Source organism: Halorubrum gandharaense (assembly GCF_054654575.1).
This window is the reverse complement of record NZ_BAAIET010000001.1, coordinates 598,264-624,454: the sequence shown is the minus strand read 5'-3', so window position 1 is coordinate 624,454 and position 26,191 is coordinate 598,264. Positions and strand designations below refer to the sequence as shown.

General features: G+C 66.8%; 26 protein-coding genes and 1 pseudogene. 13 read left to right on the top strand and 14 right to left on the bottom strand.

Features of this window, described 5'->3' with window-relative positions:
- Window positions 1-102: 102 nt before the first annotated feature.
- From ACYQ07_RS02910 to ACYQ07_RS02895, 4 genes and pseudogenes are all read right to left on the bottom strand, one after another.
- On the bottom strand, window positions 103-1,170 hold the full coding sequence (locus ACYQ07_RS02910) for a glucose 1-dehydrogenase (protein WP_459877132.1): 1,068 nt from the start codon (window positions 1,168-1,170) through the stop codon (window positions 103-105).
- Between the two features lie 5 nt (window positions 1,171-1,175).
- Complete coding sequence (locus ACYQ07_RS02905) at window positions 1,176-2,438, bottom strand: aminotransferase class V-fold PLP-dependent enzyme (protein WP_459877129.1); 1,263 nt, start codon at window positions 2,436-2,438, stop codon at window positions 1,176-1,178.
- Between the two features lie 61 nt (window positions 2,439-2,499).
- Window positions 2,500-3,327: a PIG-L deacetylase family protein gene (locus ACYQ07_RS02900; protein WP_459880208.1), complete on the bottom strand. Its 828-nt coding sequence runs from the start codon at window positions 3,325-3,327 to the stop codon at window positions 2,500-2,502.
- Between the two features lie 45 nt (window positions 3,328-3,372).
- Window positions 3,373-4,566, bottom strand: a pseudogene (locus ACYQ07_RS02895) (IS4 family transposase); the annotation flags it as partial.
- A gap of 252 nt (window positions 4,567-4,818) precedes the next feature.
- Between ACYQ07_RS02895 and ACYQ07_RS02890 the strand changes: the two are divergent.
- From ACYQ07_RS02890 to ACYQ07_RS02870, 5 genes are all read left to right on the top strand, one after another.
- Complete coding sequence (locus tag ACYQ07_RS02890; RefSeq protein WP_459880205.1) at window positions 4,819-6,078, top strand: RNA-guided endonuclease InsQ/TnpB family protein; 1,260 nt, start codon at window positions 4,819-4,821, stop codon at window positions 6,076-6,078.
- Window positions 6,079-6,355: 277 nt separating this feature from the next.
- Window positions 6,356-7,402, top strand: a complete 1,047-nt coding sequence (locus ACYQ07_RS02885; protein ID WP_459877127.1) for a phytoene/squalene synthase family protein — start codon at window positions 6,356-6,358, stop codon at window positions 7,400-7,402.
- Between the two features lie 474 nt (window positions 7,403-7,876).
- Complete coding sequence (locus tag ACYQ07_RS02880) at window positions 7,877-8,041, top strand: hypothetical protein (RefSeq protein WP_459877125.1); 165 nt, start codon at window positions 7,877-7,879, stop codon at window positions 8,039-8,041.
- Window positions 8,042-8,195: 154 nt separating this feature from the next.
- Window positions 8,196-8,654 carry a DUF5796 family protein gene (locus ACYQ07_RS02875; RefSeq protein ID WP_459877123.1) on the top strand — a complete coding sequence of 153 codons (459 nt, stop codon included), beginning with the start codon at window positions 8,196-8,198 and terminating at the stop codon, window positions 8,652-8,654.
- A 10-nt stretch (window positions 8,655-8,664) separates the two neighbouring features.
- The gene (locus tag ACYQ07_RS02870; RefSeq protein WP_459877120.1) at window positions 8,665-8,907 is read left to right on the top strand and encodes a DUF7508 domain-containing protein; all 243 of its coding nucleotides are present in this window, start codon (window positions 8,665-8,667) and stop codon (window positions 8,905-8,907) included.
- A 45-nt stretch (window positions 8,908-8,952) separates the two neighbouring features.
- Here the strand turns inward: ACYQ07_RS02870 and ACYQ07_RS02865 are convergent, their stop codons facing one another.
- From ACYQ07_RS02865 to ACYQ07_RS02855, 3 genes are read right to left on the bottom strand one after another with little or no spacing between them, the layout of a single operon-like run.
- Window positions 8,953-9,363, bottom strand: a complete 411-nt coding sequence (locus tag ACYQ07_RS02865; RefSeq protein ID WP_459877117.1) for a hypothetical protein — start codon at window positions 9,361-9,363, stop codon at window positions 8,953-8,955.
- 46 nt (window positions 9,364-9,409) lie between these two features.
- On the bottom strand, window positions 9,410-9,844 hold the full coding sequence (locus ACYQ07_RS02860; RefSeq protein ID WP_459877114.1) for a hypothetical protein: 435 nt from the start codon (window positions 9,842-9,844) through the stop codon (window positions 9,410-9,412).
- A 39-nt stretch (window positions 9,845-9,883) separates the two neighbouring features.
- Entirely contained in the window at window positions 9,884-11,005 is a 1,122-nt protein-coding gene (locus ACYQ07_RS02855; RefSeq protein WP_459877111.1) for a pyridoxal phosphate-dependent aminotransferase, read from the bottom strand.
- Window positions 11,006-11,729: 724 nt separating this feature from the next.
- Here ACYQ07_RS02855 and ACYQ07_RS02850 point away from each other — a divergent pair.
- Window positions 11,730-13,175 (top strand): amidohydrolase family protein, encoded by a 1,446-nt coding sequence (locus ACYQ07_RS02850; RefSeq protein ID WP_459877108.1) that lies wholly within the window; start codon window positions 11,730-11,732, stop codon window positions 13,173-13,175.
- Window positions 13,176-13,202: 27 nt separating this feature from the next.
- On the opposite strand, the gene ACYQ07_RS02845 is transcribed toward ACYQ07_RS02850, so the two are convergent.
- The gene (locus ACYQ07_RS02845) at window positions 13,203-13,730 is read right to left on the bottom strand and encodes a redoxin domain-containing protein (RefSeq protein ID WP_459877105.1); all 528 of its coding nucleotides are present in this window, start codon (window positions 13,728-13,730) and stop codon (window positions 13,203-13,205) included.
- 140 nt (window positions 13,731-13,870) lie between these two features.
- Here ACYQ07_RS02845 and ACYQ07_RS02840 point away from each other — a divergent pair, with 140 nt between their 5' ends.
- Window positions 13,871-14,389, top strand: coding sequence for a DedA family protein (locus ACYQ07_RS02840; RefSeq protein WP_459877102.1), 519 nt, complete (start codon window positions 13,871-13,873; stop codon window positions 14,387-14,389).
- A 22-nt stretch (window positions 14,390-14,411) separates the two neighbouring features.
- Here ACYQ07_RS02840 and ACYQ07_RS02835 read toward each other — a convergent pair whose 3' ends face one another.
- Together ACYQ07_RS02835 and ACYQ07_RS02830 are read right to left on the bottom strand one after the other, a co-directional pair.
- The gene (locus ACYQ07_RS02835) at window positions 14,412-16,211 is read right to left on the bottom strand and encodes an acyl-CoA carboxylase subunit beta (RefSeq protein WP_459877099.1); all 1,800 of its coding nucleotides are present in this window, start codon (window positions 16,209-16,211) and stop codon (window positions 14,412-14,414) included.
- A 99-nt stretch (window positions 16,212-16,310) separates the two neighbouring features.
- Window positions 16,311-18,173, bottom strand: a complete 1,863-nt coding sequence (locus ACYQ07_RS02830) for a PAS domain S-box protein (RefSeq protein ID WP_459877097.1) — start codon at window positions 18,171-18,173, stop codon at window positions 16,311-16,313.
- Window positions 18,174-18,290: 117 nt separating this feature from the next.
- Here ACYQ07_RS02830 and ACYQ07_RS02825 point away from each other — a divergent pair, with 117 nt between their 5' ends.
- From ACYQ07_RS02825 to ACYQ07_RS02815, 3 genes are all read left to right on the top strand, one after another.
- Entirely contained in the window at window positions 18,291-18,548 is a 258-nt protein-coding gene (locus ACYQ07_RS02825; RefSeq protein ID WP_459877094.1) for a DUF5789 family protein, read from the top strand.
- A gap of 128 nt (window positions 18,549-18,676) precedes the next feature.
- A complete protein-coding gene (locus tag ACYQ07_RS02820; protein ID WP_459877091.1) occupies window positions 18,677-19,000 on the top strand; it encodes a transcription factor S in 324 nt (107 codons plus the stop codon).
- Window positions 19,001-19,048: 48 nt separating this feature from the next.
- A complete protein-coding gene (locus ACYQ07_RS02815; RefSeq protein WP_459877088.1) occupies window positions 19,049-19,609 on the top strand; it encodes a DUF6517 family protein in 561 nt (186 codons plus the stop codon).
- A 36-nt stretch (window positions 19,610-19,645) separates the two neighbouring features.
- On the opposite strand, the gene ACYQ07_RS02810 is transcribed toward ACYQ07_RS02815, so the two are convergent.
- From ACYQ07_RS02810 to ACYQ07_RS02800, 3 genes are all read right to left on the bottom strand, one after another.
- Complete coding sequence (locus tag ACYQ07_RS02810; RefSeq protein ID WP_459877085.1) at window positions 19,646-20,527, bottom strand: transcriptional regulator TbsP domain-containing protein; 882 nt, start codon at window positions 20,525-20,527, stop codon at window positions 19,646-19,648.
- Between the two features lie 83 nt (window positions 20,528-20,610).
- Window positions 20,611-21,357 carry a methyltransferase domain-containing protein gene (locus ACYQ07_RS02805; protein ID WP_459877083.1) on the bottom strand — a complete coding sequence of 249 codons (747 nt, stop codon included), beginning with the start codon at window positions 21,355-21,357 and terminating at the stop codon, window positions 20,611-20,613.
- Window positions 21,358-21,360: 3 nt separating this feature from the next.
- Window positions 21,361-21,753 carry a nascent polypeptide-associated complex protein gene (locus tag ACYQ07_RS02800; protein WP_459877080.1) on the bottom strand — a complete coding sequence of 131 codons (393 nt, stop codon included), beginning with the start codon at window positions 21,751-21,753 and terminating at the stop codon, window positions 21,361-21,363.
- A 122-nt stretch (window positions 21,754-21,875) separates the two neighbouring features.
- On the opposite strand from ACYQ07_RS02800, the gene ACYQ07_RS02795 reads away from it, so the two are divergent.
- Window positions 21,876-22,670, top strand: coding sequence for a creatininase family protein (locus ACYQ07_RS02795; RefSeq protein WP_459877077.1), 795 nt, complete (start codon window positions 21,876-21,878; stop codon window positions 22,668-22,670).
- 498 nt (window positions 22,671-23,168) lie between these two features.
- Here ACYQ07_RS02795 and ACYQ07_RS02790 read toward each other — a convergent pair whose 3' ends face one another.
- Window positions 23,169-23,828, bottom strand: coding sequence for an O-methyltransferase (locus ACYQ07_RS02790; protein ID WP_459877074.1), 660 nt, complete (start codon window positions 23,826-23,828; stop codon window positions 23,169-23,171).
- A gap of 104 nt (window positions 23,829-23,932) precedes the next feature.
- On the opposite strand from ACYQ07_RS02790, the gene ACYQ07_RS02785 reads away from it, so the two are divergent.
- Window positions 23,933-24,739, top strand: a complete 807-nt coding sequence (locus ACYQ07_RS02785; protein WP_459877071.1) for an ABC transporter ATP-binding protein — start codon at window positions 23,933-23,935, stop codon at window positions 24,737-24,739.
- On the top strand, window positions 24,739-26,175 hold the full coding sequence (locus tag ACYQ07_RS02780; protein WP_459877068.1) for a hypothetical protein: 1,437 nt from the start codon (window positions 24,739-24,741) through the stop codon (window positions 26,173-26,175). Before ACYQ07_RS02785 ends, ACYQ07_RS02780 begins: the two co-directional genes overlap by 1 nt.
- Window positions 26,176-26,191: the final 16 nt, after the last annotated feature.

Sequence of the window (26,191 nt, the reverse complement as noted above, 5' to 3'; positions counted from 1 at the left end):
TCGTCCCGCTCCCCGGGAGCGTATAGTTCACACGGTGGTCGCGTTCGTCCGAGAGGGCTCGAAGGACGGATCCTCGGAGCGTGCCGAGGCCGGGGCCGGTCCTCAGAGCGTGTCGAACTCGATCGCCGACTTGATCCGGTCGTCGTCGCGCTCGAAGGCCGATCCCACCTCGTCGGGGCCGAACACGTCGGTGATCACGGCGTCGGCGAGCCAGTCGGGGAACGCCTCCAGCGTGTCGAGCGCGGCACGGAAATGCGGAACGCTGGAGTTGACGCTGCCGACGAGCGCCTTGTTCGACAGGACGAACTCGCGGTGAAGCCGTCCCGCGTCGAGCGTGACCGAGTCGTCGCCCGGGATCCCCAACAGCGCGCCGACGCCGTTGGGCGCGAGCAGGTCGATCGTCTCGAAGGCGTGGGGCGCGTGACCCGTCGCCTCGAACACGAGGTCCATCGGCTCGTGATTGTCGGGGATCTCCCGGAGCGGGTGCTCGCGGGAGTCGACGTAGGTGGCTCCGAGCCGTTCGACGACCTCGATCGTCGGGTCGGGGCGGTCCCGCCGGCCGAGACAGTAGAGCCGGTCGAAGCCGGCCGCATCCAACAGTCCGACCGACAACAGTCCCAACGGCCCGTTCCCGAGCACCATCGCGCTCTCGGGAGTCCACTCGAAGCCGGATCGTGACGCGCGTGCGAGCGCGAGCGCCTTCTCGACGTTGCTGATCGGCTCGATCAGAAAGCCTGTCTCCGCGAACGCGGGCGGGACCGGAACCAGGAACTCCGCCGGGCTGGTGATGAACTCGGCCATGAACCCGTGTGCACCGGCGATCCCGCGCTCGACGTAGTGGCTTTCGGGGGCCATGTCCGGCTCGCCGCGCTCGAAGTAGGTCGTCGGCCCGTCCTCGACCGGCCGGCGGACCGTCGGGACTACGAGCTGGCCCGCGTCGAGAGCGGTCCCGTTCGGGTCCTCGACGACGCCGATCGCCTCGTGACCCAACACGAGGTGTGACATCCCCTCGGGGTAGCCGCCGTGGCCGCCCGCGATCACCTCGTGGTCGGTGCCGTCGATGCCGACGCGGAGGACCCGGATCAGCGCCTCTCCCGGGCCCGGTTCGGGACGGTCGATCTCGCGGACGTGTGGGGTCTCCGTCTCGGATGTCACGACGATCGCGCGCATCGTGGTCACTCCCCCTCGGTGGCGCCATCGGCGGCACCCCCGGTGGCGTCCTCGGCGGTGCCATCGGCGTCGTCCCCGGCCAGCGAGACGATCCGCTCGACGACGTAGTTGGCCTCATCGTCGGTGAGACACATCGGATTGAGCGTGAACTCCCCGTCGGCGATCGAGTCGGCGCCGACAAACACGCGGGGCTCCTCGGAGCGGAGCCGCCCGACGAGATCGGCCGCGGAGCCGGCGCCATCGACCGTGACGACGACCTCCGGGGCGACCGACCGCCCGCTCGTGCCGACCCGCGCCGAAAGCCCGGTTGCGGTCGTCACGCCCGCCGCCAGCCGCTCCGCTCGGTCGTGCCACTCGGCGACACGGGCCTCCTCGTCCTCGTCGAGGAACGCGTCGAGCGCGGCGAGCAGCCCGGCGAGCTCCTCCTTGCCGACCTTGAGCGGTCGCCCGATCCCTTGTTTGGGAACGCCGTCGAGCGCGTCGGCGTCGACCAGCCGTGACGGCGGGTCCCAAACCGCCTCGGCCGCGTGCATGTCGAGCTGCTGGCGTGCGACCGACCGGATCAGGTCCTGCCGGCCCGCGAGGATGCCGGTCGTCTGCGGGCCGCGGATCCCCTTCCCGCCGCTGAACGCGACGAGGTCCGCGCCCTGCTCGGTGAACCACGAGAGGTTCGACGCCGGCGGCACCTCAGCGGCCGCGTCGACGATCACCGGGACGTCGTGGTCGTGGGCGATCGCACACACCTCCGCGAGCGGTGGCGTCCCGTAGGACTTGTACACGTGGCCGATCGCGGCCGTTTCCTCGCCGATCGCGTCGGCGTACTCCCACGGTTCGACGTCCCGCGAGCCGGTCCCGAGGTACCGGTCGTTCGTCCCGATTTCGACGATCGACGCTCCCGCGGTCCGAAACGCGTGGTCGTAGCCGGTCCGGTGAGTCCGTGCCATCACGATCTCGTCGGCGACCCCGCTCGTCTCGGGCAGCCGCGACATGGCCCCGAGGTCGTCGCCGGCGATACACGCGGCCGCGGCCAGCACCATACCGCCGGCTGCACCGTTGGTGACGTAGCCAGCTTCCGCGCCGGTGACCTCGGCGATCCGGTCGCTCGCAGCGGCTTGGAGGTCGGAGAGTCTGACGAACGACTCGGCGGCTTCGGCCATCGCCTCGACTGCCTCGGGGCGGATCCGGCTCCCACCGATGCGCGTCTTCGTTCCCGTTGCGTTGATCACTTCCGGGACCCCCCACCGGTCGTAGACGGATTTACGGTTCATACACACGGTTGCCGCCGCCGCCGGCATATACTCCGGGGTCAGCGACTCAATGGAGGTGGAGTCACATGAAAAATAGCCGCTCCCGGGTCGTCTCATCGAGCGGCGCGCCGTACTCGGATATCTCGACTGCCTCCGCATGAGTCACCGCGTCAGCATCGGGCCCGTATCGCTCACGCAGCAGATCACGGAACCGATCGGCCACGTTCATTTCCGTGACGCTGACGAGGTGGTCGACGCCGTCGTCAGCTAGCCACGCCCGCCGTTCCGCGTCGCCTTCCGGGACCGAGTCAAGCGCACCGAACGTGAATGGTAGCCACTCGTACATCTGCGACTCGTGGCAGTGGAGTGCATCTATCTTGGCCGCTTCGACTGGCGTGACATCGACGACGACATCCGGATCGAACGGGCTCGGTTTCGTGAAGCCGTCAGCGACATAGCCGAACACGGGCATCGAATCAATCGGAGGAGCATCCGGACAGACGTTGGGAACGATGAGCATGTACGCCGCATCACGAACGACCTGCGCGCAATAGCGGTGATCGGGGTGGTAGTCGTTCGGTCGGGGCCCCAATATCAGATCAGGATCGAGCCGCCGAATGAATCGAATGAGACGTTTGCGGAGCGCTAACGTCGGTTCTAGCTCGCCATCGCGAACGCCGAACCACTCGTAGTCCACTCCGAGCGTCTCCGCGACGGCCTCCGTTTCGCGTTTCCGCCGTGCGGCGAGCGATGATCGGTCCATTTCGTGGTGGCCAGCGCTGCCGTCAGTGACGGAGAGAAACGTCACGTCGTGTCCGGCGTCGACATAGTGGGCCGCGATGCCTCCGGCCTTGATTGAACAGTCGTCCGGATGTGGGCCGATCACGAGAAGCGAGAGTCCGTTGCTCATACGGGTGCTCCGCAAGGAAACATCAAGAAGTTTCGTCTTTCGCGAAGCCTCACACCTCGGTTGCATGGCGGTAGCGAGTGTCTCTTGCAGTATCTGTCGTTGCTTGTGGATCTTCCGTGCGTCCTCGATCAGCCGCGTCAACAGCGGCGGTGGCGAGTAGCCGAGGTACTCGCCGGGTTCATGAAGGATGAGCCGGGCGTGCGACCGGAAGGCCGCCGCCCAGCGTTCCGGCGGAAACACGAGTTCATCAGCCGCCTGCTTGGTGACGAGATCCAACAGATCGCGGTTCACCAGCAATGACAGCAACGCCGCGTAGCGCAAAACCTCTACACGACCGGGTTGCTCGTGTCGAACTCGTCCGGTTCGTACTGCGTCTTCCACTCATGGAACAGCAACACCACCTCCCACCGACACCGATCCAGCGTGGCTATATCCTCCGGCAAGAACCTCTCTCGCGGCAGATTCGTCATGTACAGATGGTAGTCGTCGGCGTCCTCGTTGCGGACGACGACGCGAAATCGCCTCGTACCTCGTGACCGCGTCCCCTCATGCGGCCCTCGCTTGAACCCCACCTCGACCTCTACATCGATGTATTCACCGTGCAGCTCATCGATGACATCGTGGATCTTCTCGCCTTCCAAGAGAATGGCGCACCCGCGACATGCCCATAATTCCTCCGTTATCACCGGATTGGCGTTCCGCTTCACCCGACTCACGAAGTAGCCGTCGTTCTCATCGATCAGCGCAAACCGACGGTACTTGAAGTCGGCCAGATCGAGCAGAACCAGCCGTCCTTCAAGCCACGATCCGGTCTTGAACGACGCTATCGTGCGCTTTCTCGTCGGTACCGTCTAGTCGTTCGATCGTCCGATTAGTGGCATTCTGGAGCAGACGGAGCTTCGCTCCAGTCTGCTTCTCGTGGCGGGCTTGGAACTCTTCAGAAAGGAGCTCGTGAAGCCGTAGAACGGTTCCATCAGCGATCATCACGTCCTGGAAGCGGTCGATGTCAGCATCAACAGCGCCAGGAACAGCGACCTCGTCGAGGCCGCGGTCGATGAGGTCGCGGAGATACTCTGCGAGTGAGGGGGTCAACCGGTGACAGAAGCCCTACGGCGAAGCCGAACACGAGCGCCCACACGAGGACAGGGATCTGAAGCCTGCCTCTCGCTCGACTACGTCGAGTTGCTCGGCGTGCTCTTCGAGGAACTCGGAGGGAAACAATGTGGTGAGCCGACGCATAATTCGAGTTGAGGAGCCGTTGTCGTGTACAGACTCGACTGCCCCATCCCTTTCAGAGAGTAGCCTCGATAAGCCGTTGCTGTCACGCGGTTCGTCTCTTAGCTAAAGACGATTGCTTGATGGTGATTACCAGAATTGAGGCGAGAATTCCCCCCCTCAAGGAGCGACCAACGGGAGTGAGTAGGGAGGGGATGAATCGCCGCACATCAGTACAAACCATTAAGCGAATACATCCCTAACCAAAAGATGGCGATGGAATACAGTCACCGCTATCGCGCCTACCTGACACAAGAGGTGGCGGAGGCTGTAGACTATCACATCGACGTTCATCGCCAAGCGTACAACTTCACACGGTACGAATACACGAACCACAAAGACGCTGACAACATTGGGTCGGCCTACACGCATCACGACCGCCTCACCGACTGGAAAGAGGAGTATCCGGTATTCACAGAGGTTCACTCGAAAGCACTCCAACGAACCGTCACCCGGTTCTATCAGAACCTCTCAAACCTCTCCGAGAAGAAAAAGAACGGTCACACGGTCGGGATGCTCAAATGGAAGTCACCAAAAGAGTTTCAGAGTATCACGTATTCGCAGTCTGGCTTCGAACTCAAAAACACGAGTGGTCGCACTGCAACGCTCTGGCTCTCCAAAATCGGTGACATCACCATCCGGTACCACCGCGAAATCCCTGACGAAGCATCCATCAAGGAAGTCACGATTAAAAAGGAGACGACCGGAGAGTGGTTCGTCTCTTTCGGCCTTGAAACCGACGAGGAAGACCTGCCTGAGAAACCCGACGTAGACTCGTTGGATGCAAGCAACAGTGTGGGAATCGATCTCGGCATCCTCAACTACATCTACACATCGGACGGGAAGACTGTGGAGTGGCTCGATTTCGAAGACGAGTACGAACGACTCCGCCGCGAGCAACGCAAGCTCTCACGGAAAGAACGCGAGTCGAACAACTACGAGAAACAACGCCGGGAAGTGGCGAAAATCAAGCGTCATATCCGGCGGACGGTGCTGGACTACCAGCACAAACTCACGACATGGCTCGTCAAAGAGTACGACGCAGTGTTCATTGAGGACTTGAACGTGAAGGGAATGCTCGAACAGTCGCACAACGCTCGCAACAAGCAGGACGCGGCGTGGCGACAGTTCATCACGCTCCTTGAGTACAAAGCCGAGTTGTACGGCTGTCACGTCGTTCAGGTCGAAGCGGCAGGAACGACGAAAGAATGCGCGTCGTGCGGTGTAGAGACGGCGAAACCCATCTGGGTCAGGGAGCATTCGTGCCCATCGTGTGGATTTGAGTGTGACCGTGATGCGAATGCGGCGATGAACGTCTTGCAAAGAGGCTTTTCTGAGCTAGGGCTGGGATGGCCCGAAGAGACGCCTGTGGAGACTGCGCTCGCTACGGACACCCATTCAGTGTCTGCAAAGCGCGTCGTAGAAACAGGAAGCCCCACCCTCAGGGAGCGAACGGCGTCAGCCGTGAGCGAGTAGGGTGGGGTAGTTCACCGCCGTGACGATCCGTGTCGGTGATGAGAGCTGCTGAACCGGCGTCTTTCGACACCGTCCATGAAACTATTCGCAGTGATCACTATGAGACACAAGAAGACGAGCAGCCACTGTCCTGCGATAGCGGGATTCCGTCGGACCGGCTACGGACGTGAGGGGAGACACCAGCCACGGCCGGTGTCTGGGAACTGGCACGGACTCCCGAGAGTCATCTTCCTTCCCAGAGGTTTTTCACTCCAGCCCCTCTTACTAGAGGTATTGTATGGCTAGTCAACGTACTTTCTCTCCAGAGCCCGATTCCGAGTGGTGTCACGATGCCCTCCAAGATGTGTCTAGAACGTTCGCGCTCACGGTTGATCTGCTAGAGGAGCCGATGTCGTCGCACATCTGCCTCGGATACCTCCTTTGCCGGATCGCCGATACCGTCGAAGACGCTGGGCATATTCCACCCGAAGCACAGACGACCCTTCTCGACACGTACGGTCGGGCGATCGACCCGGACACGGAAACGGACATCGCGACGTTCCGCACCGACGTCGACGAGTGGATCCCCGCCGACCGGAACGATGATTGGGACGTGGTCGCCCGCTCGCCGACTGTCGTCGCGACGTTCGACGAGCTGGACGCCGGTGCGCGGTCGGCGATCGTGCCGCCAGTCCTCGAGATGGTCGACGGGATGGAGATGTTCATCGACCGGTATGCCGACGCCGGCGGACTCCGGATCGAGAACCCGGACGAGCTTGAAAAATACTGCTACTACGTTGCGGGTACAGTTGGTAACCTGATCACGAACCTCCTTGCCCGTAACGAGATCGAGGACGGTCGCGAACGCCGGCTCCATGAGAACGACGAGGAGTTCGGCAAGCTGCTCCAGCTGGTGAACGTGACGAAGGACGTCCATGACGACTACACGGAGGAGAACAACGTCTACCTGCCCGCTGAGTGGTTTGAGAGCGAGGGCGTGGACCAGGACGAAGCGATCGAGCCGGAGAACCGGGAACCAGCCGCTCGTGTGGTGAGCCGGACGGCAGATCACGCTCGGTCCTTCCTCGATCACGGGCAGGCGTATCTCGAAGCGATGCCACTCTCACATGGCAACACGATCGAGGCGTGGTCCGTTCCGTACCTTCTGGCCGTGGGGACGCTCCGAGAGCTCAGCGAGAATCCACAAGACGCCCTTACGAGTACCGACGTGAAGATTACTCGCGAGGAAGTCCTGTCCGTTATGTCGGCTGCGAGTGACGCTAACCGGGATGCGTTGACCGACCTCCGGAGGGAGGTCGCCCAGCAGCCGTTCCACGAACACTAGACCAAGGCCCTGAGTATTTTGGTCGCATCGTGAACTGCCTCGGGTCAACCCCCGAGACTTCGACGTTCACAGGTGAACGGAACTGCTCCGCTTCAATTCGCCCCATAGCATATTCAGATGTGAATATAATGGCTGAAAGAACCACAAAATATGTTCGCTCTTGTGTAGCACATTGTTGATTTCAGAGAGTGGCTTTGACGGCGTGTTTGAGAACCGTGCGGCGTTGACGAGACGCTGTGCGTCTCGTTCGCGCACAAGAGCTCCGCTCTTGTGAACGCTGTATCCCCTCCCTACTGCACTACTCGGTCGCTTCGCTCCCTGCGTTGCTCCTTGAGGAAGGGGACTTAGGCACCTAATTCCAGTTAAAAGGGTCCCCTGACCTGGATCTCACCGTTTCTCTCCAAGGGTGTCAACCTCAGCATACGGTAATACAACTGAGACAGCGATCTACGCCGCCAGATGGATACGACGGTCATGATCTCGGATGAAACAGCCGCTAAGCTGGCCGAACTCGTGGTCACTCATGACCTAGAGAGTGTTGCGGAGGCAATCGACTTTGCAGCTGACGTTGCCCGTGATCCGGAAACTCTCTCAGAAGCCGAGTTGGCTCGACTTCTTCATCAAAAACTCGCAGACTGAAGCGGTTTACAGTAACTCTACCGTAATCTCTCAGCTAAAGTTGACACCCTCCCGACACGTGGTCGGTCGGCGGCGGCGCACGGCGTCTCAATTCGACCGTCCCGGCGGGTATCCGAACGCGCCCCTTTTGAGGCCGGCGGGTGTACGCTCGGCCATGTCCGCACCTTCACGCAGCGACGTGCCGCCGACCTCCATCGGGATCGACCTCGTCGAGGAGGGCGTGGTCGTCGAGTATCTCGACGGCCGGACGACGCTGTACCGCGACCCGCCGGAGGCCGTGGAGGGCGAGCTCACCACCGGCCCCGGCAAGGAGACGCACGTCCTCGTCACCGACCCCACCGAGACGGAGGGCGTGATGACGTACATCAACGACGTGAAGACCGACGACGAGATCCTCCGCGACTCCGGCGTCGGCCGCGTCGTCCTCGCCGACGGCGAGCGCGAGGAAGTGTTCCCCGGCGTCGTCGTCGAGCGCCGCGGAAATCGCAACGCGATCGTCGCCGACCCGGAGGTCGCCGGCGGCCGCGTGTTCGTCTTCGTGGAGGATAACTGGAACGAGCACGGCTTCGAGATCGTCGCCCCTCCCGAAGACGGGCTCGACGACTACCGCTGAGGGTCGCGTCGTGAGCTTCCGCAAACCCTGGCGCGATCTGGATCGCCGGACAGTCGGGGGTGCCCCGAACCGCTACGCCTGCTACGAGCTTGGGGACGGTGACGGGAACTCGGTCGGATTCGGCGCCGGCGTCCTCCGCGACGAGCTGAAGGAAGTGCTCGCGTACGGCGACGCGGAGCAGGTGCGCTGGGAGCTCGCCGAGTCGGCCGAGCACGCCGAGCGGATATTGGCCGAGCAGACGGACGACGGCTAACCGTCGCGCCCTACCTGCCCTGCCCACCGGCTCCGGCACAGCCCGCTATTCCCGCGTACTCCGCTCCTCCTCGTCACGGTCCCGCACCGTGACATCCGCCGGATCCTCCCACTCGTTGCCATCGTTCTTCCCGTCATCAGTCCCGCCATCACCCACCTCGTCGGCCGTCGTCCCCGCCGGCCCGGTCGGCTTCTCGCCGCGACGTGACTCGTGGACGGCGAAGCCCGCCTCGACGTCCTCGCGCCGGGCGTAGGGGTCCTCCGAGGGGTCGTAGTCGAGCTCGCCGCGCTCGAAGAGGTACGCGAAGAAGCCGAAGAAGGGGACGAAAAAGGCGATAGCCGCCCACTTCCGGTGGTTCATCCCGTGACGCTGTGCGTCCCGGTAGACGTACGCCGCGAACGCGACCAGCCAGGCGAGCGGCACGCCGACGATGATGGCGACCGGCAGGAGGTCCATCGGTGTGTGGTACGGTGCCGTGGACCCTAAAGGTCCGGCTCGATTCTCACTCCCGGTCGCCGCCGTGCTCCAACGACCGGTGCCGGAGCAGGTTGACGACGGCGAACAGACACATCACGCTCGGGACGGCGACGCTGACGCCAAGGATCACGGCGGTCCCGGGAAGTAGCGTGGTCTCCACGAGGAAGACGGCGGTCGCGGCCGCCGTCGAGACGACGAGCACGAGCACCCACAGCGACTGTCGGGTGAGCACGTCGGCGGGCTCCCGCTCGAACAACAGGCGGTCGGCGACGACCGCCACGAGCGCGATGCCGGTGATAACGGCACCGAGCCCCAGCGAGAGCGTCGGCAGCCCCGTCTGGACCGGAAAGGCCTCAACCGTCCAAAAGAGGAGGTACAGCCCCGCGGAGACGCCGAGGTACAGCCCGATCCAGAGGAGGGCGGCGACCCGGAGCGAGCGGGTGGCGGGGTCGTCGGTCATCGTGCGGTATCGTGGCGACGGGGAGTTAGGCCTTTTCCCTCACCGCACGGCCTCGTAGGCGTCCTGCATGATCGCGATCGCCTCGCGGAGCTCGTCCTCGCCGGTCGCGTACGAGATGCGGGCGTACCCCTCGCCGTGCTCGCCGAAGGCGTCGCCCGGCACCACGACGACGCCGCGGTCGAGACACTCCTCCACGAAGCCGTCGGGCACCTTCGGCATGGCGTAGAAGGCGCCGCCCGGCGTGGGACACTCGATGCCGGCGGCCTCCAGGCCGGACAACAGCAGGTCGCGCCGGCGCTCGAACGACTCCGTCATCTCCGCGACGATGCTCCGGTCGCCCGTGAGCGCGGCCTCCGCGGCGTACTGCGCCGGCGCGGACGCACACGCCTGGACGTACTGGTGGACGCGCACCATCCGGTCCACGCGGTCAGCCGAGCCGTACACCCAGCCGAGCCGCCAGCCCGTCATCGAGTAGAGCTTCGAGGCGGAGTTGACGACGACGACGTTGTCCGTCTCCGCAAACTCGATGGGCGACCGGTGCTCGCCGTCGAAGACGGTGTACTCGTACACCTCATCGGAGATGCAGAGCACGTCGTGTTCGTCCGCGATGCGCGCGAACTCGCGGACGTCCTCCGGCGGCGACACCGCGCCGGTCGGATTGCCGGGGGAGTTGACGATGAACGCCGCCGTATCCTCCGTGATCGCCTCCTCGATCGCCGCCGGGTCGATGGTGAGGTCGTCACGGAGCTCGACGGGGACCGGTTCGCCGTCGGCGATCTTCGTGAGCGCGTCGTAGGAGACGAAGCCGGGATCCGGGATGATCACCTCCTCGCCGGAGTTGACGTGCGCCTCGATGGCGAGGTGGAGCGCCTCGCTCCCGCCGGCGGTCGCGATCACGTTCGCAGGGTCGAGCTCGACGCCCTGGTCCCGCCGGTGTTTGGCGGCGATCGCCTCCCGGAGCGGTTCGATCCCCTTGTTACCCGTGTAGGCGTCCGCCTGCCCCGCGCGGATCGCCTCGACGGCGGCCTCTCGCGCATGGTCAGGGGTCGGGAAGTCGGGCTGTCCCAGCCCGAGGTTGATCGCGTCGTCGCCGGCGGCCTCGAACACCTCACGGATCCCGCTCACCTTGATCCGCTCGACTCGGTCGGCAAAGCCTGTCATGAGTGAGGGAGGGGCCCGCCGCGAGTTAGTTCTTGTCAAGCCGGCCGATTGACTCGGGAGACGATGTAGTTCGATCCAACTGCGGTCGATACTGAACCCTCGATGAATGATGTCGGGAGTAGGTGTATCAAATCAGTTGTGTGGTTGTTTATAAGTGAGTGAGCAGTGTTGCTGACAGCTGTTTATAAGCGCCCGACGATACTGCGGTGACCGCCTGCAAAGCCCCAGCCGGCTCCGGTCGAGGGGCTCGCTGCGCGCTCAAAAGGGCTCGCACGGCTCGCCCTTTTGAGTGCTTACGTCGCCCGTCGTCCCGGAGCCGGCTGCCCCTTTGAGTCCCGCCCCGCACAGCACAACACCGCACCTCACGCCTCCCCAGCCTCGCCGTCGCCTCCGGCGACGACTCCCTCGCGCGCCGACGAGCGCCCGCGGGGCGCTCGCCGGGCGCGCCACCGCACCGCACGCCCGTTTATAAGTCAGGCGTCACACCTACTCTCGATCATTTATATACCACCCCTTCGGTTCCAAGTTGCAATACTCACTCCCGATCTCGCTCAACATGCTTGTTCCCTCACTCGGCTGTGTCACCCGACTGGCTATCTGAAAACGGAGTTTAAAAGGGCACGTCGACCCAGAAGCGAACTCCGATCCTGCTCGATCCCAACGGCGACCCTCACCGAGCCCCAACCACCGGTACACCCTTTTGAGTCGCCGCCGAGGAGCACACATGGACACGCTCGTCACCGACACCCTCCTGATCACGATGGACCCGGGGACGCCGGACGCGACCGGCGATCTCGGCGTCGTCGACGACGGCGCGGTCGGCTGGACCGACGGTGAGATCACCTACGTCGGGCCGGCGGACGCCGTCGACCCCGCGGCCGCCGACCGCACCGTCGACGGCGACGGCTGCGTCACGCTGCCGGGGTTCGTCAACGCCCACGTCCACGGTCGACACTCGATCGTGCGCGGCGCGGCCCAGGACGTCCCCGAGATCGAGTGGATGAACCGCGCGCTCGGCCCGATCTCGAACCACGTTGACGCCGAGGACGGCATCGTCGGCGCCCGGCTCACCGCCTTGGAGGCGCTGGCGTCGGGCGCAACGACGGTCTGCGAGTACGCCGGCGCGGTCGGCGAACTGGTCGAGGAAGTGTACCGCCCGCTCGGCGTGCGCGTCGTCGCCACGGAGACGATAAACGAGGTGCCCGACGACCGCGCTGAGGTCGGTCCCGACGAGCCGTACCCGTTCAACCGCGCGCAGGGCGAGGAGGCGCTGGAGCGCGCGGAGTCGCTGTTCGACGAGTTCGCGGACGACGCCCTCGTGGAGCCGGCGTATGGGCCGCAGGCGCTCGACATGGTGTCGCTCGGCCTCCTTCGGGAGATCACCGAACGCGCCCGCGAGGAGGGCCGGAACGTCCACATGCACGTCGCACAGGGCGAGCGCGAGCGCCGGCAGATCGCCGCGCGCTACGGTGACGGCGAGACCACTGTCGGCGTTCTCGACGAGGAGCACCTCCTCGGCGACCATCTGCTGGCCGCCCACCTCCACGGAGCGACGTCCGACGAGCGCGAGACGCTCGCGGACAACGGCGTCCGGATGGTCGGTTGCCCCTCCTCGATCACCGCCATCGACGGGATCGTGCCGCCGATCGTGGAGTACCGGGGGTACGACGGCGTCGTCGGCCTCGGCACCGACCAAGCGCCTGGCCCTGGCGGCCACAACGCGCTTCGGGAGGCGCGGACGGCGGCGATGCTGGCGAAGGCGGACGCCGGCGACCCGACCGCGCTCGGCGCGGCGGATGCGCTGGAGCTGCTCACGGTGGGCGGCGCTCGCGCGCTCGGCATCGAGGACCGCGTGGGGTCGCTCTCACACGGGAAGCGTGCCGACGTGGTCGTCTGCGATCTCGGGTCGCTCGGCGTCGCGCCGACCGTGACGGAGCCGTTCCACACGGCGATCCCGAACCTCGTCTACGGAGCCGCAGGCGGGGAGGTCAGAGACGTGTTCGTGGACGGCGTCCAGCTCGTCTCCGCCGGGAGCGTCGTCGGCGTCGATGTCGACGAGGTCGTGGCGGAAGCGAACGAGCGGGCTGAAACGGTGTTCCGCGCCGCCGAGGACGACTGGCGCGCGGCGGCCTCCAAGCTCGTGGACGACGTGGACCGCGGGCGGCTCTGAGCCGGTTCCGAGAACTGCCGCGTTCCCTCACCAGGGACCGTCGTAGTTCACCCGCGGCCGCTCCACGTCAACGCCGATCTCGCGAAGCGTGGCGGTCGCGTTCTGGGCCGGCGAAGGCACCGCCCGGTCGAGCGCATCGGTGGTCGCCTCCGCGAAGCGGACCGTCCAGTCGTTGTCGATCACGACCGTCGCGCGCCGGGGGATCTCGGAGTGGCCCTCCCACGACTCCGCGCGCAGGTCGTAGGAGTCTGCGACGCCGCCGTGGAAGTCCGAGACGATGGGGAACGGGAAGTCGAACCGGTCGGCGTACGCGAACCCCGCGAACAGCGAGTCGCCGGTGAGCGCGACGACCGCGAGGTCGCGCTCCGCCGCCCACCCCGAATCCCGGATCGCCGCAAACTCGGCCGTACAGGTCGGCACGAAGTTCGCAGGAGCGAAACAGAGCACTACGGCGTGGTGATTGTCGATGAGCCGGTACAGCTCCAGTTCGACGGCCGTCCCCTCGGAGACCGCCGGCGAAATGAAGTCGGGGGCCTTGACGCCCGTTTCTATCATGCCCGCATCTGTGCTCGGCGCCCTCAAAAAGCGTCGTATCGGCAACGCCTCACACGCCGTATCGTGAAGCCGGCGACCCCGCGCCATGTGAGCGGCTGGCCCACTACAAGAGCTATATGACGCGACGACGTAGATCGGCCATGTTTCAGGCAGCTGCTGCCGCGGTGCTCGACCTCGTCGCCACCTACGGGGTCGTCGTCCTCCTCTGCGTGTTCATCCTGGAGGGCGCGCTGGTGGGGAAGCTGATCCCCACGCGAACCCTGTTCGTGGCGGTCGTGGTGACTGCCGGCTCCGACGCGTTCGCGTTCCTCCCCGTCTTCGCGGCCGCCGTCGTCGGCGCGACGATCGGCCAGGGGCTGGTGTTCGTCGGCGTGCGCCATTTCGACGTGGACCCCACCGATCTGCGTGGGGTGCCCGTCGACGAGGAGCGGCTGGCGGGCGCCGACCGCTGGTTCGACCGGTGGGGCCTTCCCGCAGTCGCCGTCAGTAACGCCCTCCCTGGTACGCGTGGCTGGCTCGCACTCCCGACAGCGACCGCCGACGTGACGAGCACGCGGTTCGTCGCCGCCTCGCTCGTCGGCACCACCGTCTACGCCGGCGCGCTCGTCGGCGTCGCCCTGGGGCTGGAGGGCGCGGCGGTCGCCCTGATGGAACTGTGAGGGTGCGGCCTCCGGTTTCCGATCAGAGGATCGTTCCGTGTTTTTTGTCCGGTAGGTCCTTTTCGACGTCCTCGTAGAACGCGAAGCGCGCGGCGAGCTCCGCGCGCAATGAGGAGGGGGCGACGATCTCGTCGATGACGACCTCGCTCGCCATGCGGTGGACGTCGATGTCGCGGCGGTACTCCTCGCGGAGCTCCGCCTCGCGCTCGGCGCGCTCCTCGGGGTCGTCGATCTCCGCGAGCTTGCGGGCGTAGACGGCGTTGATGGCGGCTTCCGGTCCCATGATCGCGATTTCGCCCGAAGGGAGCCCGATGACGCTTTCGGGGTCGTAGGCGGGGCCGCCCATCGCGTAGATGCCGGCGCCGTACGCCTTCCGAACGACGACCGTCTGTTTGGGGACCGTCGCCGAGGAGGTGGCGTAGATCATCTTCTTCCCCTTCTCCAGAATGGCGTCCTTCTCGACCTGTGAGCCGGCCATGAAGCCGGGCGTGTCACAGAGGTAGAGGAGTGGAATCTCGTAGGCGTCACACGTCCAGATGAACTCGGCCGCCTTTTCGGCGGCGTCCGGGAAGATCGCCCCCGAGCGCTCCGTCGGCTGGTTAGCGACGACGCCGACCGGGCGGCCGTCGATCCGGCAGAAGGCGGTGACGATCTCCTTGCCGTAGCCCTCCTTCACCTCGAAGACGCTCTCGGCGTCCGCGATCCGGTCGAGCAGGTCGTGCACGTCGTACGGGCGGTTCGGCGACTCGGGGATCAGCTCGTCGATCCCGTCGGGCGAGAATTTCGGGGGTTTCGGCTCCGATTTCGGCGGTTTCTCGCCGGCCTGGTCGGGCAGATACGTGATGAGGTCGGCAACGAGTTCGCGGGCATGCTCCTCGTCGCGCGCGACGAGGTCGGCGGAGCCGGAGTGCTCCGCGTGGACCGCCGGGCCGCCGAGCTCCTCCAAGTCGATCTCCTCGCCGGTGACCATTTTCACCATCCGCGGGGAGGCGATCGCCATCGACGACATCCCCTCCACCATCACGGTGAAGTCGGCGAAGACGGGGGTGTAGGCCGCGCCGGCGATACAGGGACCGTACAGCACGCAGATCTGCGGGACCGCACCCGAGAGCATCGAGTGGTTGTAGTAGTACTTCCCGATCCCCTCGCGATTGGCGAAGAAGCCGCTCTGTTGGTCGATCCGGCCCCCGGAAGAGTCCATCAAGTAGAGCACCGGCTTGCCAGTTTTCAGGGCGCGCTGTTGCATCCGGAGGAACTTCTCGACGCCCGTGGCGGCCATCGACCCCGCCTTCACGGTGAAGTCGTTCGCCATGAAGTGGAGGTCCCGCCCCTCGAACTCGGCGGCGCCCGTGAGCAGGCCGTCGCCCGGAATCCGGTCGCCGTCGTCGTACTCGTCGCCGTCGGGCGCGTTCGGGTGCCAGTCGTCGAACGCCGCGAACTTCCCGTCCTCGAAGTGGAGCCCAGCGGGGTCGCCGCCGGCCGCGTCGGCATCGCCCGCACCCCGCGTGCCGCCCTCGCCGCCGAACCAGCGGTCAAGCCGGTCACGGACGAACAGCTTCCCCTGGTCGGGGAGTCGCTGCTTGTACTTCTCGGGTCCGCCCTCCAGGATGTCGTCGATCTCCGCCTGGAGCTCGCGCTCGCGGTCGGTCGGGCCGAGGTCGTCGTCCAGCGGATAGTCGACTTCTGGTGGTGACGCGCTCGCCGCGGGCTCATCGTCCTCCCCGACGTGGACGTCGACGTCGACGCCGAGATGTTCCGCCAGCGACCGCGCGATCGCTTCGGCTTCCTCGGGCGTCGCCGCCGCGCCGACGTGTACCTTCATGCGCGCAAGATTTGCGGCAGGTTGTAAACCGTTTTCCATGCGGGTTGGCGGGCGCTCGCTTCCCCGAGGTGACGGATCGCCTGTGTGGGAGGGACGCTGCTATTCGGCGCCCGACTCGGTGGTCCGCGGCCCGTCGGCCACACCGTCGGTGGAGTCCACGCCGGTCACCTCGAAGCGCGCACCGCCGGCCGCGGAGGAGTCGACGGCGACCGACCAGCCGTGCGCCTCCGCGACCTCTCGAACGATCGCAAGCCCGAACCCCGTTCCGCCCTCGCTCCCACTGTGTCCGGGCTGAAACACCGTTTCACGTTTTTCCGGGAGGATACCGGGTCCGTCGTCGCTCACGGCGAAGCCACGCTCCGTGGACTCCACGATGACGGTCGTTTCGGGGCCTGCGTGCTCGATCGCGTTCCGGAACAGGTTCTCGAAGAGGTTGCGCAGGCGGTCGGGATCGGCCTGTAGCGTGCGGTCGCCGACGGTTTCGAGACCCGCATCGGCCGTCTCGACGCCCTCCCAGCTCTCGGTGGCGATCTCCGTCAGGCGAACCGGCTCGGCCTCACCCACGCTTTCCCCCTCACGTGCCAGCGTGAGAGTGTCGTCGATGATCGTCTCCATCCGACCGAGCGCGTCGAGCGCCGGCTGAAGGTGCTCGGTCGCGGAATGGTCGTCCGCGAGCGCCTCCGCAACGAGGTCGAGTCGCCCCGTCGCGACGTTCAGCGGGTTTCGTAGGTCGTGGCTGACGATGCCCGCGAACTCGTCGAGCCGGTCGTTCTGCCGTTCGAGGACCGCTTCGCGGAGCTTCGACTTCGAGACGTCCTCCTGAAAGCCCACCCAGTTGGTGATCGTCCCGTCCTCGTCCCGCAGCGGGGCGACGCTCACCCGGTTCCAGAACTCCGATCCGTCCTTGCGGTAGTTCCGCAGCACGGTAGTGCCCGGTCGCCCCTCCTCAATGGCGGTGCGGAGCTCGGCGACCGCTTCCGGGTCGGTGTCGCGGCCCTGGAGGAATCGGCAGTTCTCGCCGACGGCCTCCTCGCGACCGTAGCCCGTCATCTCGACGAACCGGTCGTTGACGTACACCATCGGGTTGTCAGGCTGCGACGGATCGGTGAGGGTGATCCCCACGGGCGCTTCGTCCATCGCCTTGCGTTTGGTCTCCAACTCCGCCCGTTGGCGCTGCTCGTCGGTAATGTTCCGAAGGATGCCGACGCTCCCGCGGAACGAGTCGCCCTCGTACGGGAGCGCCGCCATGTGGTCCCGACAGGGGACGCGGTCGCCGTCGGCGGTCACCACCTCCATATCGAAGCGAGCAACGTCCGAACCCTCGTGGGAGAGGACATCGCCAAGCCGGGTTTCGGCCTCCGCGACCGTTTCCTCGTCCTTCATCAACCCCGGTCTGCTCCCGATGATCTTCTCGCGGTCGTAGCCCACCATCTCCGCGAACTCCTCGTTCACAAACTGGAAGACGCCAGTCTCGTCGACGACGTACACCGGGTACCCGAGCGCGCGAAGCACGGTGGAGTAGCGGTCGGCAACGTCTCGGGTCCGGCGCTCCTCGACGGCCTGTCGCACTCGATTGGCAAGCCGGCGCTGTTGGTCCGGACCGCCCTTCTGGAAGTAGCCGGTGACGCCCGCATTGAGCGCCTGGCTGGCGATCTCCTCGCTCCCCTTCCCCGTGTACAGCACGAACGGCACGGCGGAGTCGATCGCCCGCAGCTGCTCGAAAAACGCCAGGCCGTTCATGGCCGGCATGTCGTAGTCGCTCACGACACAGTCGAACCGTGTCGGTGTTTTCTCTTCGTCAGTATGCTCTGCCGTCGCCCCGTCGAGCACGTCGAGGGCGTCGTCGGGGTCATCGATGCTCGTCACCCTGACGTCGTCGAGCTCGCGGTCGAGAAATGCCGCCGTAAGATCGAGCACGGCAGGGTCATCGTCGACGTGAAGCACGTCGATCCTGTCGCTCATAAGGGTAATCGGGCCGCTGGGTGTAAAGCGGTATCGCCGCGGTATCAGCCCTGAAAGCGCGTGATACACTGTCCGTCCGGGGGTGGCTTTACGACGCTTGACGACCACTCTCGTGGTATGAGCAACGAGGTCAAACTCTCTCGGCTCGACGCACGACTCGATGAGCAGACGTACCCTGCCGAGCGCGAGGCGCTCGTCGAGCGACTTGCGGGAACGACACTGCTGTTCGCCGACGGCGAGGCCGATCTCGGCGACCTGATCGCCGAGATCGACCAGGAGACGTTCGTGGACGCCGGCGACCTCGTCTCCGCACTCCAGAACGTGTTGCCCGTCGAGGCGGTTGGGGAGCCGGGACAGTCGGATGGCGATGCGTGAGCCGGCAGCGATCGGCGGCGAGGGCGATGCGTGAGCCGGCAGCGATCGGCGACCGCCTCGACCGCCCCGACCGCCACGTCTGCGCCCGGAACCCCGGCGTTTAAATGCGGTCCGCGGTTGGTTCCGGCATGAAGTTCTGCGACGAGTGCGGTTCGATGATGAAGTCCGGCGAGGGCGAAGACCACTGGGTCTGCGACTCCTGTGGCTACGAGGAGGGCCGCGAGGACGACGAGGGGGATGCGTGGATCACGGAGTCCCAGGAGGAGTCGGAGATCATCGACATCAGCGATGCCGAGGACAAGGGGCTGCCGAAGACCACGGCCCACTGTCCCGAGTGTGGCAACGACCAAGCGTACTGGTACATGCAGCAGATCCGGTCGGCCGACGAGTCCGAGACGCGCTTTTTCGTCTGCACCGACTGCGAGCACAAGTGGCGCGAGGACGACCACTGACGACGGCGCGCGCCTCCTTTTAAGGTCGTCTCGCACCAACGCGGCAACATGAACCCGCCGGTCGTTCCCGACGACGCGCTCGACGGGTGGGCAGTCGTCGCCGAGACGACGGAGACGCCCTTTTCAGTCGGGCCGATATCGGTGGTTGCTCATACTCGACGGTACGAGCCCACGGATACGCCGGCGCCGCGTCCCTTTTTCTTCGCGAGTCGGCTGGCGATCACCCCACGTACGCGGCCCAACGGTGCCCTCACGCGGCTCGTCGAGCGCGGCGCCCGCGAGGGATTCCGCTCGACGCTCGCCGACCGCGGCATCGACGACCTCTCCCGCGGAGACCGCCAGACGCTTCGGATCGACGACCCCGAGGCGAGCGAGGCGACGCTCACGACGTTTCACGGGGTTCTCCGACCCGATGCTGGAACCACCGAAAGCGCCGGCGACGCTGTGGCGCAGCCGGTGCCAGTGCTCGCGCTCCTCGCAACGTGGACGACGCACGCGACGGACGAGTACCTCCTTGCCGGCGGCGCGGTGCCCGCCGGCGAAGCCGACGATCCCGAAGCCGGCCGCCGGCGACTCCTCCAGCAGATCCGCAGCGTGCGCGCCGAGTAGCAGCGTCTCCGCGGGGGTGCCCACCCTCCCCGCTGTTCAGCGACCGTTCCGATCCCACACCGGGCCGTCAGAGTCCGCCGCCGTGGAGCCGGTGTTCGCCTCGGCTCCCGACTCGGGATCCGTCACAGCGAAGCGCTCGCGAAGGTGCTGGGGGAACCCCTCCGGGTCCACGGCTGCGAACTCGTCGTCGAGCGCCCGGAGCCGATACTTCGGTTGACCGAGCCCCATCGGCACCCTGATCGTCTCGACGAGCCCGCGGTCGGCGAGGTCACGACGCACGTCCGTGAACGACTGTGGCGCCACGACACCGACCTCGTCCGCCCACGCTCGAAGGTCTCGAAACAGGTGGTCGTGTCGCGCCGTTAGCGCGACCAGCACCGTCAGGTCCGAGATCTGGTCGTCACGCAGGAGGTCGTCGGCGTCCGCCTTCTCGAGTATCACGGCGAGGTCGTCCGCGAACCGTTCGGAGAGCGCCGTTTCGGCTGCCGACAGCAGTGCCGTGCGCGACGGCATCTTCACGTCCGCGGGCGTCCCCTGGTCGAACCACGTCGCCGCCGCCGTGTGGATGCCGGCGGCTCGCTCGGGCGTCTCCTGGTGGAGCAGCGTTCGGTCGTCGGGCGGTCCTGCAAGCGTCCCAGTCCACTCCGTCCCGGCGAATACGGAGCGCTCGCCGGCAGGCTCCTCCGTGGTTCGCACGGCGAGGGAGTCGTTTGCGACGGCCTCCGCGACAGCCGTCCCGAGCACGAATCGCGTGGAGAGCGCCTCGACGGTCGACGGGGGACAGAGCAGCCGCCAACATCCGCCGTCGGTCGCCGCGCGGGCATCGAGGAGCGCGGAGAGCCGCTCGACGGTCACGCCGGATGCGACGAGCCGCTCGCGACCCTGAAGCGCGTCGGCGAGACCGACCTCGGCGGTCATACCTGTGGGTGTCACGGGTGCGCATTGAACGTTCCGCCCGAGTCGATCGGGCGGATAATCGGGACCAATTGGTGGCGGGCTCGTCAGGGAGCGCGCGCGAAGACCAGGTAGCCGGTGTGGCCGACGCCCGCAGTGGAGGGACGCGAGCCGCGCTCGGAGAAGTCCATCTCTCGGGAGATCGTCTCCAGCGTCTCGATACCCTCCAATCCGGCCTCGCGGGCGGCCTCGACGGCCTCGCGAGTCCCTTCGATGAACGGGGAGTAGACGGCCAGATAACCGCCGGGGATGAGCAGCTCGTCGGCCCGGGCGACGACTTCGGGCGCGTCACCCGTATCGAGCGTGAGCACGTCAAAGGACTTGCCGGCGATGAGGTCGTCGAGCTCCTCGACGAGGTCGCCGGCGCGCACGTCGACGTGATCGGCGACCCCCGCGGTCTCCATGTTCGAGCGGGCAACTTCGGCGAACTCCTCGTCGATCTCGTAGCTGGTCACGTCGGCGCCGGCTCGCCCGAGGTACGCCGAGAGGATCCCCGTTCCCGTGCCGGCGTCGAGCACGCGGTCGCCGCCGGAGGCACCGGTGTGGCCCATCACGAGCCCCACGTCGCGGGGCATCATCGGCGCCCCCGTGCGCTCCAGATGGTCAAACAGGTTGGGGCCGCGAAGCTCGCGGACCTCGAACGTCTCGTCGAGGTGGGTCTCGACCGTGTCGCCGGCCGCCACGTCCTCGGGAACCTCCAACACGCCGAGGTCCGTGCCGAACTCCTCGCCCGGCTCCAGCAGGAACTCGCGGCCCTCTTCAGGGTGAATCAGCAGATACGCGGCGTCGGTCACTCGCTACTCCAGCCGCTCGATGGCGGCCGCGAGGTCGCCGTCGGTCGCTTCGAGCGCTTCGCGGGCGGCCGACTCCGGCACGCCGGCGCGCTCGGCCACGATCGCCACGTCGTCGTCGGGGATGCCGGTGTCGCCAGCGTCGCCGCCCTCGCCACCCTCGACGGCCGCCGCCGCACCGCCGGCGCCCGCATCCGCGACCTTCTCGGGCTCACCGACGATCTGGTAGGTCTGCTGGCCCTGTGCGTCCATCTGCGTGACTTGCGGGGCCTCGAAGACGAGGTCGCCGTCACCCGTCTCGATGACGACTCGGTCGGCGTCGAGCTCCTCGACGTCGATGCCCATCTGCTTCATCATCTGCTTCATCTTGCGCGGGTTCATCCCGCCGCCTCCAAACATGGTCGCGAGTTCGCATGCGCGATACAAAAAGGGTGGCGAAGGGCGCTCGGCTCGTCGGGCGCCGCCGGAAGCCCGCGAAGCCGACCCGCCGGCTTCATTGTGCGTCCCGCGAACGTCAGCGTATGTACGTTGCCGACCGGACGTGGCCGGAGCTCGCCGACTACGTCGCCGAGGAGTCAGTCGCGATCGTCCCCCTGGGCTCGACCGAACAGCACGGACCGCACCTTCCGCTTGCCACCGACCACCTGATCGCGGAAGCGCTCGCGGACGCGGCCGCCGACCGCACCGGATTCCTCCGCACGCCGACGATAAACGTCGGCGTCAGCCCGCATCACCGCCAGTTCCACGGGACGATGTGGGTGGACCCGCCGGCGTTCCGCGACTACGTCGAGAGCTTCACGCGCAACCTCGCGTATCATGGCATCGACCGCGTCGTTTTCGTCAACGCCCACGGCGGCAACGTCCAGCACCTCCGTGAGGTGGGCCGCCGGCTCCACGAGGACGAGACGATGTACGCCATCGAGTGGATGTGGGACGAGTCGATCCCCGAACTCGTCGACGACCTCTTCGAGCGCAACGGTCCCCACGCCGGCCCGAAGGAGACGGCGATGATCACGCACATCGCGCCGGAGCTCGTGAAGAACGACCGGCTCGGGGACGCGCGTGACGGCGGACTCGTCGACCTCCGCGACGCCGAGACGATCGTCCACGGCGCGCGAACCTACTACGACGCCGCCGAGAACTCCGGGAACGGCGGCTTTGGCGACCCGACCGACGTGACCCCTGAAAAGGCCGAAAAGCTGTTCGAGGCCGCTGCTGACCAGCTCGTCCAGCTGCTTGAGTGGCTGGACGCGCAGGCGTTCGACGACCTCATGCCGGAGCCGCACGTCGACCCGCAGCCCGGCAGCCGGCGCTGAAGGCGCGTTCGATTTTTAAGACCATATGCCAGTATCCGGAATCACCACGTGGCGCGCCCGGCGAGCGCCCTCTTAAGGGCGCGAGCCGGAACGCGAGGGAGGTCGGCGGCGGCCGCGGCGTTGCGGTCCTGCGGCCGCCGTCGACCGAGGCTGGGGAGGCGTGAGGTGCTGTGTGGGGCGGTGCCGTGCGGGGCGGGACTCAAAGGGGCAGCAGGCTCCGGGAAGACGGCCGACGCAAGCACTGAACGAGCGGAGCGAGTGAAGCGCGCAGCGAGGCCCTCGACCGGAGCCTGCTGGGGCTTTGGAGATGTTTGTCATCGCACTCACCTCGGCGCCCGCTTATAAGGCACCTGCTGGGGCTTTGGGGGTGTTCGCCAGCGTGCTCACCGCACAGACACCTTACAAAGCGTCGACTGGGACTTTGACGGTCGTGTTTGCCGCTCTTGCCGTCGCCCACACACCAGCAACCCCTTATAAGTGCTCAACGACCAACCCGCCCTATTCGCGTTTCACCGACACCGCGATCCCCGACCCAACGGGCAGGATCGACGTGTCGAGGTCGTCGTCCTCCCGCACGACATCCACGTACTTGGCGATCCCCCGCGTCTCCGTGTCGTCCGGCGGGAGCTCGACGCCGGACTCGAAGTACGCCAGCAGGTCGCCGAAGTCGATGGGGCCGGCGGTGATGTTGTCAGCGACCACCACCGCCCCGTCGGCCAGCTTCGGCTTGATCGCCTCGTAGGCGTCTGCGTAGCGGTGTTTCTGGTGGTCGATCAGCACCACGTCGAAGGGGCCGTCGTAGCGCTCGACGGTCTCCATCGCGTCGCCGACCTCGAAGGTGACCGCGTCGGCGTAGCCGTACTCCGCCGCGAACGCCTCGCCCTGCTCGGCCTCGTCGGCGTCGAATTCCGTGCAGACGACGTGGTCCGCGCCGCCACGGAGGAACCACGTTGCGGAGTAGCCGAAGCCGGAGCCGAACTCGAACACGCGCTCGGCGTCCGTCAGCCGCGCCAGCAGTCGGAGGACGCCGCCGGCCTCCGGGCCGATGTTCGGGAAGCCGGACTCCGCGGCGAGCTCGGCCATCTCCGTCTGCACCGGGGTGTGCTCGGGCGCCGTCGCCGCGAGGAAGCGTTGCGTGTGGTCGGGAAGGACGTCCATGTCTGCCGGCTCACCGTCGGAGCACTTGAAGGTGGGCGCCGGGAACGGAATTTGAAATCCTCCGGCCGCCCACCCTTTTAAGCGCCGCCGCCGAACGACGGCCAATGCCCGCGATTCGTGCCGACGACCTCCGCAAGCGCTACGGCGACGTGGCCGCCCTCGACGGCCTGAACGTCGAGGTTCCCCACGGCGAGCTGTACGGCTTTCTCGGCCCGAACGGGGCCGGCAAGACCACGACGCTCCGGGTGCTCACCGGCCAGCTCGTTCCCGATTCGGGCTCCGCGGAGGTGCTCGGCGTCAACCCGGCGACCGACCCCGTGGAGGTGCGCCGTCGGGTCGGCATCCTTCCGGAGCAGGGATCGCCGCCGAGCTTTCTCACGCCCCGCGAGTACCTCCAGTTCGTCGGGCGCGTGCGGGGGATGGACGAGTCAGTCGTCGCCGAGCGCACCGACGCGTGGGCCGACCGGCTCGGGTTCGCCGGCAAGCTCGACACGCTCGCGACCGACCTCTCGCGAGGACAGGCTCAGAAGGCGATGGTCGCCGCCGCGTTCCTCCACGAGCCCGACCTCGTGTTCATCGACGAGCCGCTCGCAAATCTCGACCCGATCGTTCAGGAGCGGCTGAAGCGGTATCTCACCGACTACGCCGGCAACAACACGATCTTCGTCTCCACGCACGACATCGACGTGGCCGAGGAGCTGTGCACCCGGGTCGGCATCGTCGCCGACGGTCGCGTCGTCTCGGAGATCGACGTGGCGGACCTCGACGAGCCGCTGCTCGACGCCTTCCTCGCGGCGGTTGATGCGGCGGGGGCGCGGGACACGCCTCGCCGGGAACGGACCACCGGCGACGGGACGCCTCGCCGGGAACGGTCCACCGGTGACGGGACGCCTCACCGGGAGGACACCTGATGTCGGCCACCAACCGCGACCTCCTCGCGACGATGTGGCGCGAGGAGTGGCGGCTCCACGCGGAGCTGTTCGGCGGCGGGCGCTTCCTCACCTTCCCGCTAATCGTCCTCCTGCTCACCGCCGGCGCGGGACTCGGACTCGCGACCGTCGGCGTCGAACCCGCGACGGTCGAGACGGGACTCCGAGCGCTTGCACTGCTGTTCGGCCTGTACGCCGGCACCGCGGGGTTCGTCGGCACCGACGCCGTCAGAGACCTGCTCGGCGACGTGTCCCTCGTGCTCGCGACGGCGGACATTCTCCCGCTCTCGCGCCGGCGGATGCTCGGACTCTTTCTCGTGAAGGACGCCGCCTTCTACGCCGTCGTCTTCCTCGCGCCGATGGCGGTCGGGTTCGCACCGCTGGCGGCTGCGTCGACTGCCACGCCGACCGCCACCGCGCTCGCCGTCGGCCTCCTGTGGGCCGAGACCGCGGCGCTGTTCGCGTTCGGGATGGCAGTCACGGTGTCGCTCGTCGCCGCGAGCACGCGAGGCGTCTCCCGCGCCGCACTCCTCGCGGGGGGTGGCGTCGTCGCACTCGCCATGTGGACGACCGGCGCGGCCGCCGCAATGCTGGTCGCGCCGACGGGCGGGGCCGGACTGGTGCTCCTCCCGGCCGCCGGCCTCCTCGGCGGTGCCGCGGTCGCCGGCTACGACCCGGCGTACGCCTCGCCCTCGCGGACGGCGACCGCGCGGATCGACCGGCTCTCGGGGTGGCTCCCCGGTGACGACGACGGGCTCCTCGCGAAGAGCCTGCTCGGGCTGGCACGCTCCTCGGGCGGGGTCGCCAAACCGGTCGTCTCCGCCGGGCTCCTGCTCGCCGTCGCCGCGGGGCTCGCACTGCTGGTCGAGACGATCGCGGGCGTCGCGCCGGCGCCCGGCACGTTCTTCGGCGGCGTGCTCGCGTTGTCGGCGTTCACCACCTACAACTGGCTCACCACCACGGACTCCCTCGACGACTACCGGATCCTCCCGGTGCGGATTGCTGCGGTGTTCACCGCGAAGCGTCGCGGGTTCGCGGTCGTCGGCCTCCCGGTCGCGACCGCGGCGTACCTGGTCGCGCTCGTCGCGTTTCCGCCGCATCCCGTCGACGCACTCGTCGGGTTCGCACTGCTGCTGTCGGCGTCCGGCTACTACTTCGGACTCACCGTCTACCTCGCCGGGTTCGACCCCAACGAGTTCCTGTTCGACCCCGTCCGATTCGGCCTGTTCGGAGTGGGGGTCGGCGTCGTGCTCGGCCCCGCCGTCATCGGGTCGTTCCTGCCGGCCGTGGGGCTCGCGAACGCGACAACCGTCGCCGTGGCGCTCGCGGGCTGTGCGCTCGTCGGGCTCGCCGGCGCGCTGTTGGCGCATCGGGCGGGACCGCGGTGGGAGAAGCGACTCCGGACCTCAAACAGTTAAGTCACGGTCGGCCGAC

Excerpts from the sequence above, each read along its gene's own strand:
- ACYQ07_RS02825 (WP_459877094.1), top strand. The coding sequence starts at position 18,291 with ATGAGCAACGAGGTCAAACTCTCTCGGCTCGACGCACGACTCGATGAG.
- ACYQ07_RS02900 (WP_459880208.1), bottom strand. The coding sequence starts at position 3,327 with ATGAGCAACGGACTCTCGCTTCTCGTGATCGGCCCACATCCGGACGAC.
- ACYQ07_RS02790 (WP_459877074.1), bottom strand. The coding sequence starts at position 23,828 with ATGGACGTCCTTCCCGACCACACGCAACGCTTCCTCGCGGCGACGGCG.
- ACYQ07_RS02885 (WP_459877127.1), top strand. The coding sequence starts at position 6,356 with ATGGCTAGTCAACGTACTTTCTCTCCAGAGCCCGATTCCGAGTGGTGT.
- ACYQ07_RS02855 (WP_459877111.1), bottom strand. The coding sequence starts at position 11,005 with ATGACAGGCTTTGCCGACCGAGTCGAGCGGATCAAGGTGAGCGGGATC.
- ACYQ07_RS02880 (WP_459877125.1), top strand. The coding sequence starts at position 7,877 with ATGATCTCGGATGAAACAGCCGCTAAGCTGGCCGAACTCGTGGTCACT.
- ACYQ07_RS02835 (WP_459877099.1), bottom strand. The coding sequence starts at position 16,211 with ATGAAGGTACACGTCGGCGCGGCGGCGACGCCCGAGGAAGCCGAAGCG.
- ACYQ07_RS02890 (WP_459880205.1), top strand. The coding sequence starts at position 4,819 with ATGGAATACAGTCACCGCTATCGCGCCTACCTGACACAAGAGGTGGCG.
- ACYQ07_RS02905 (WP_459877129.1), bottom strand. The coding sequence starts at position 2,438 with ATGAACCGTAAATCCGTCTACGACCGGTGGGGGGTCCCGGAAGTGATC.
- ACYQ07_RS02780 (WP_459877068.1), top strand. The coding sequence starts at position 24,739 with ATGTCGGCCACCAACCGCGACCTCCTCGCGACGATGTGGCGCGAGGAG.
- ACYQ07_RS02830 (WP_459877097.1), bottom strand. The coding sequence starts at position 18,173 with ATGAGCGACAGGATCGACGTGCTTCACGTCGACGATGACCCTGCCGTG.
- ACYQ07_RS02840 (WP_459877102.1), top strand. The coding sequence starts at position 13,871 with ATGTTTCAGGCAGCTGCTGCCGCGGTGCTCGACCTCGTCGCCACCTAC.
- ACYQ07_RS02800 (WP_459877080.1), bottom strand. The coding sequence starts at position 21,753 with ATGTTTGGAGGCGGCGGGATGAACCCGCGCAAGATGAAGCAGATGATG.
- ACYQ07_RS02815 (WP_459877088.1), top strand. The coding sequence starts at position 19,049 with ATGAACCCGCCGGTCGTTCCCGACGACGCGCTCGACGGGTGGGCAGTC.
- ACYQ07_RS02820 (WP_459877091.1), top strand. The coding sequence starts at position 18,677 with ATGAAGTTCTGCGACGAGTGCGGTTCGATGATGAAGTCCGGCGAGGGC.
- ACYQ07_RS02810 (WP_459877085.1), bottom strand. The coding sequence starts at position 20,527 with ATGACCGCCGAGGTCGGTCTCGCCGACGCGCTTCAGGGTCGCGAGCGG.
- ACYQ07_RS02845 (WP_459877105.1), bottom strand. The coding sequence starts at position 13,730 with ATGATAGAAACGGGCGTCAAGGCCCCCGACTTCATTTCGCCGGCGGTC.
- ACYQ07_RS02795 (WP_459877077.1), top strand. The coding sequence starts at position 21,876 with ATGTACGTTGCCGACCGGACGTGGCCGGAGCTCGCCGACTACGTCGCC.
- ACYQ07_RS02910 (WP_459877132.1), bottom strand. The coding sequence starts at position 1,170 with ATGCGCGCGATCGTCGTGACATCCGAGACGGAGACCCCACACGTCCGC.
- ACYQ07_RS02785 (WP_459877071.1), top strand. The coding sequence starts at position 23,933 with ATGCCCGCGATTCGTGCCGACGACCTCCGCAAGCGCTACGGCGACGTG.
- ACYQ07_RS02875 (WP_459877123.1), top strand. The coding sequence starts at position 8,196 with ATGTCCGCACCTTCACGCAGCGACGTGCCGCCGACCTCCATCGGGATC.
- ACYQ07_RS02860 (WP_459877114.1), bottom strand. The coding sequence starts at position 9,844 with ATGACCGACGACCCCGCCACCCGCTCGCTCCGGGTCGCCGCCCTCCTC.
- ACYQ07_RS02850 (WP_459877108.1), top strand. The coding sequence starts at position 11,730 with ATGGACACGCTCGTCACCGACACCCTCCTGATCACGATGGACCCGGGG.
- ACYQ07_RS02865 (WP_459877117.1), bottom strand. The coding sequence starts at position 9,363 with ATGGACCTCCTGCCGGTCGCCATCATCGTCGGCGTGCCGCTCGCCTGG.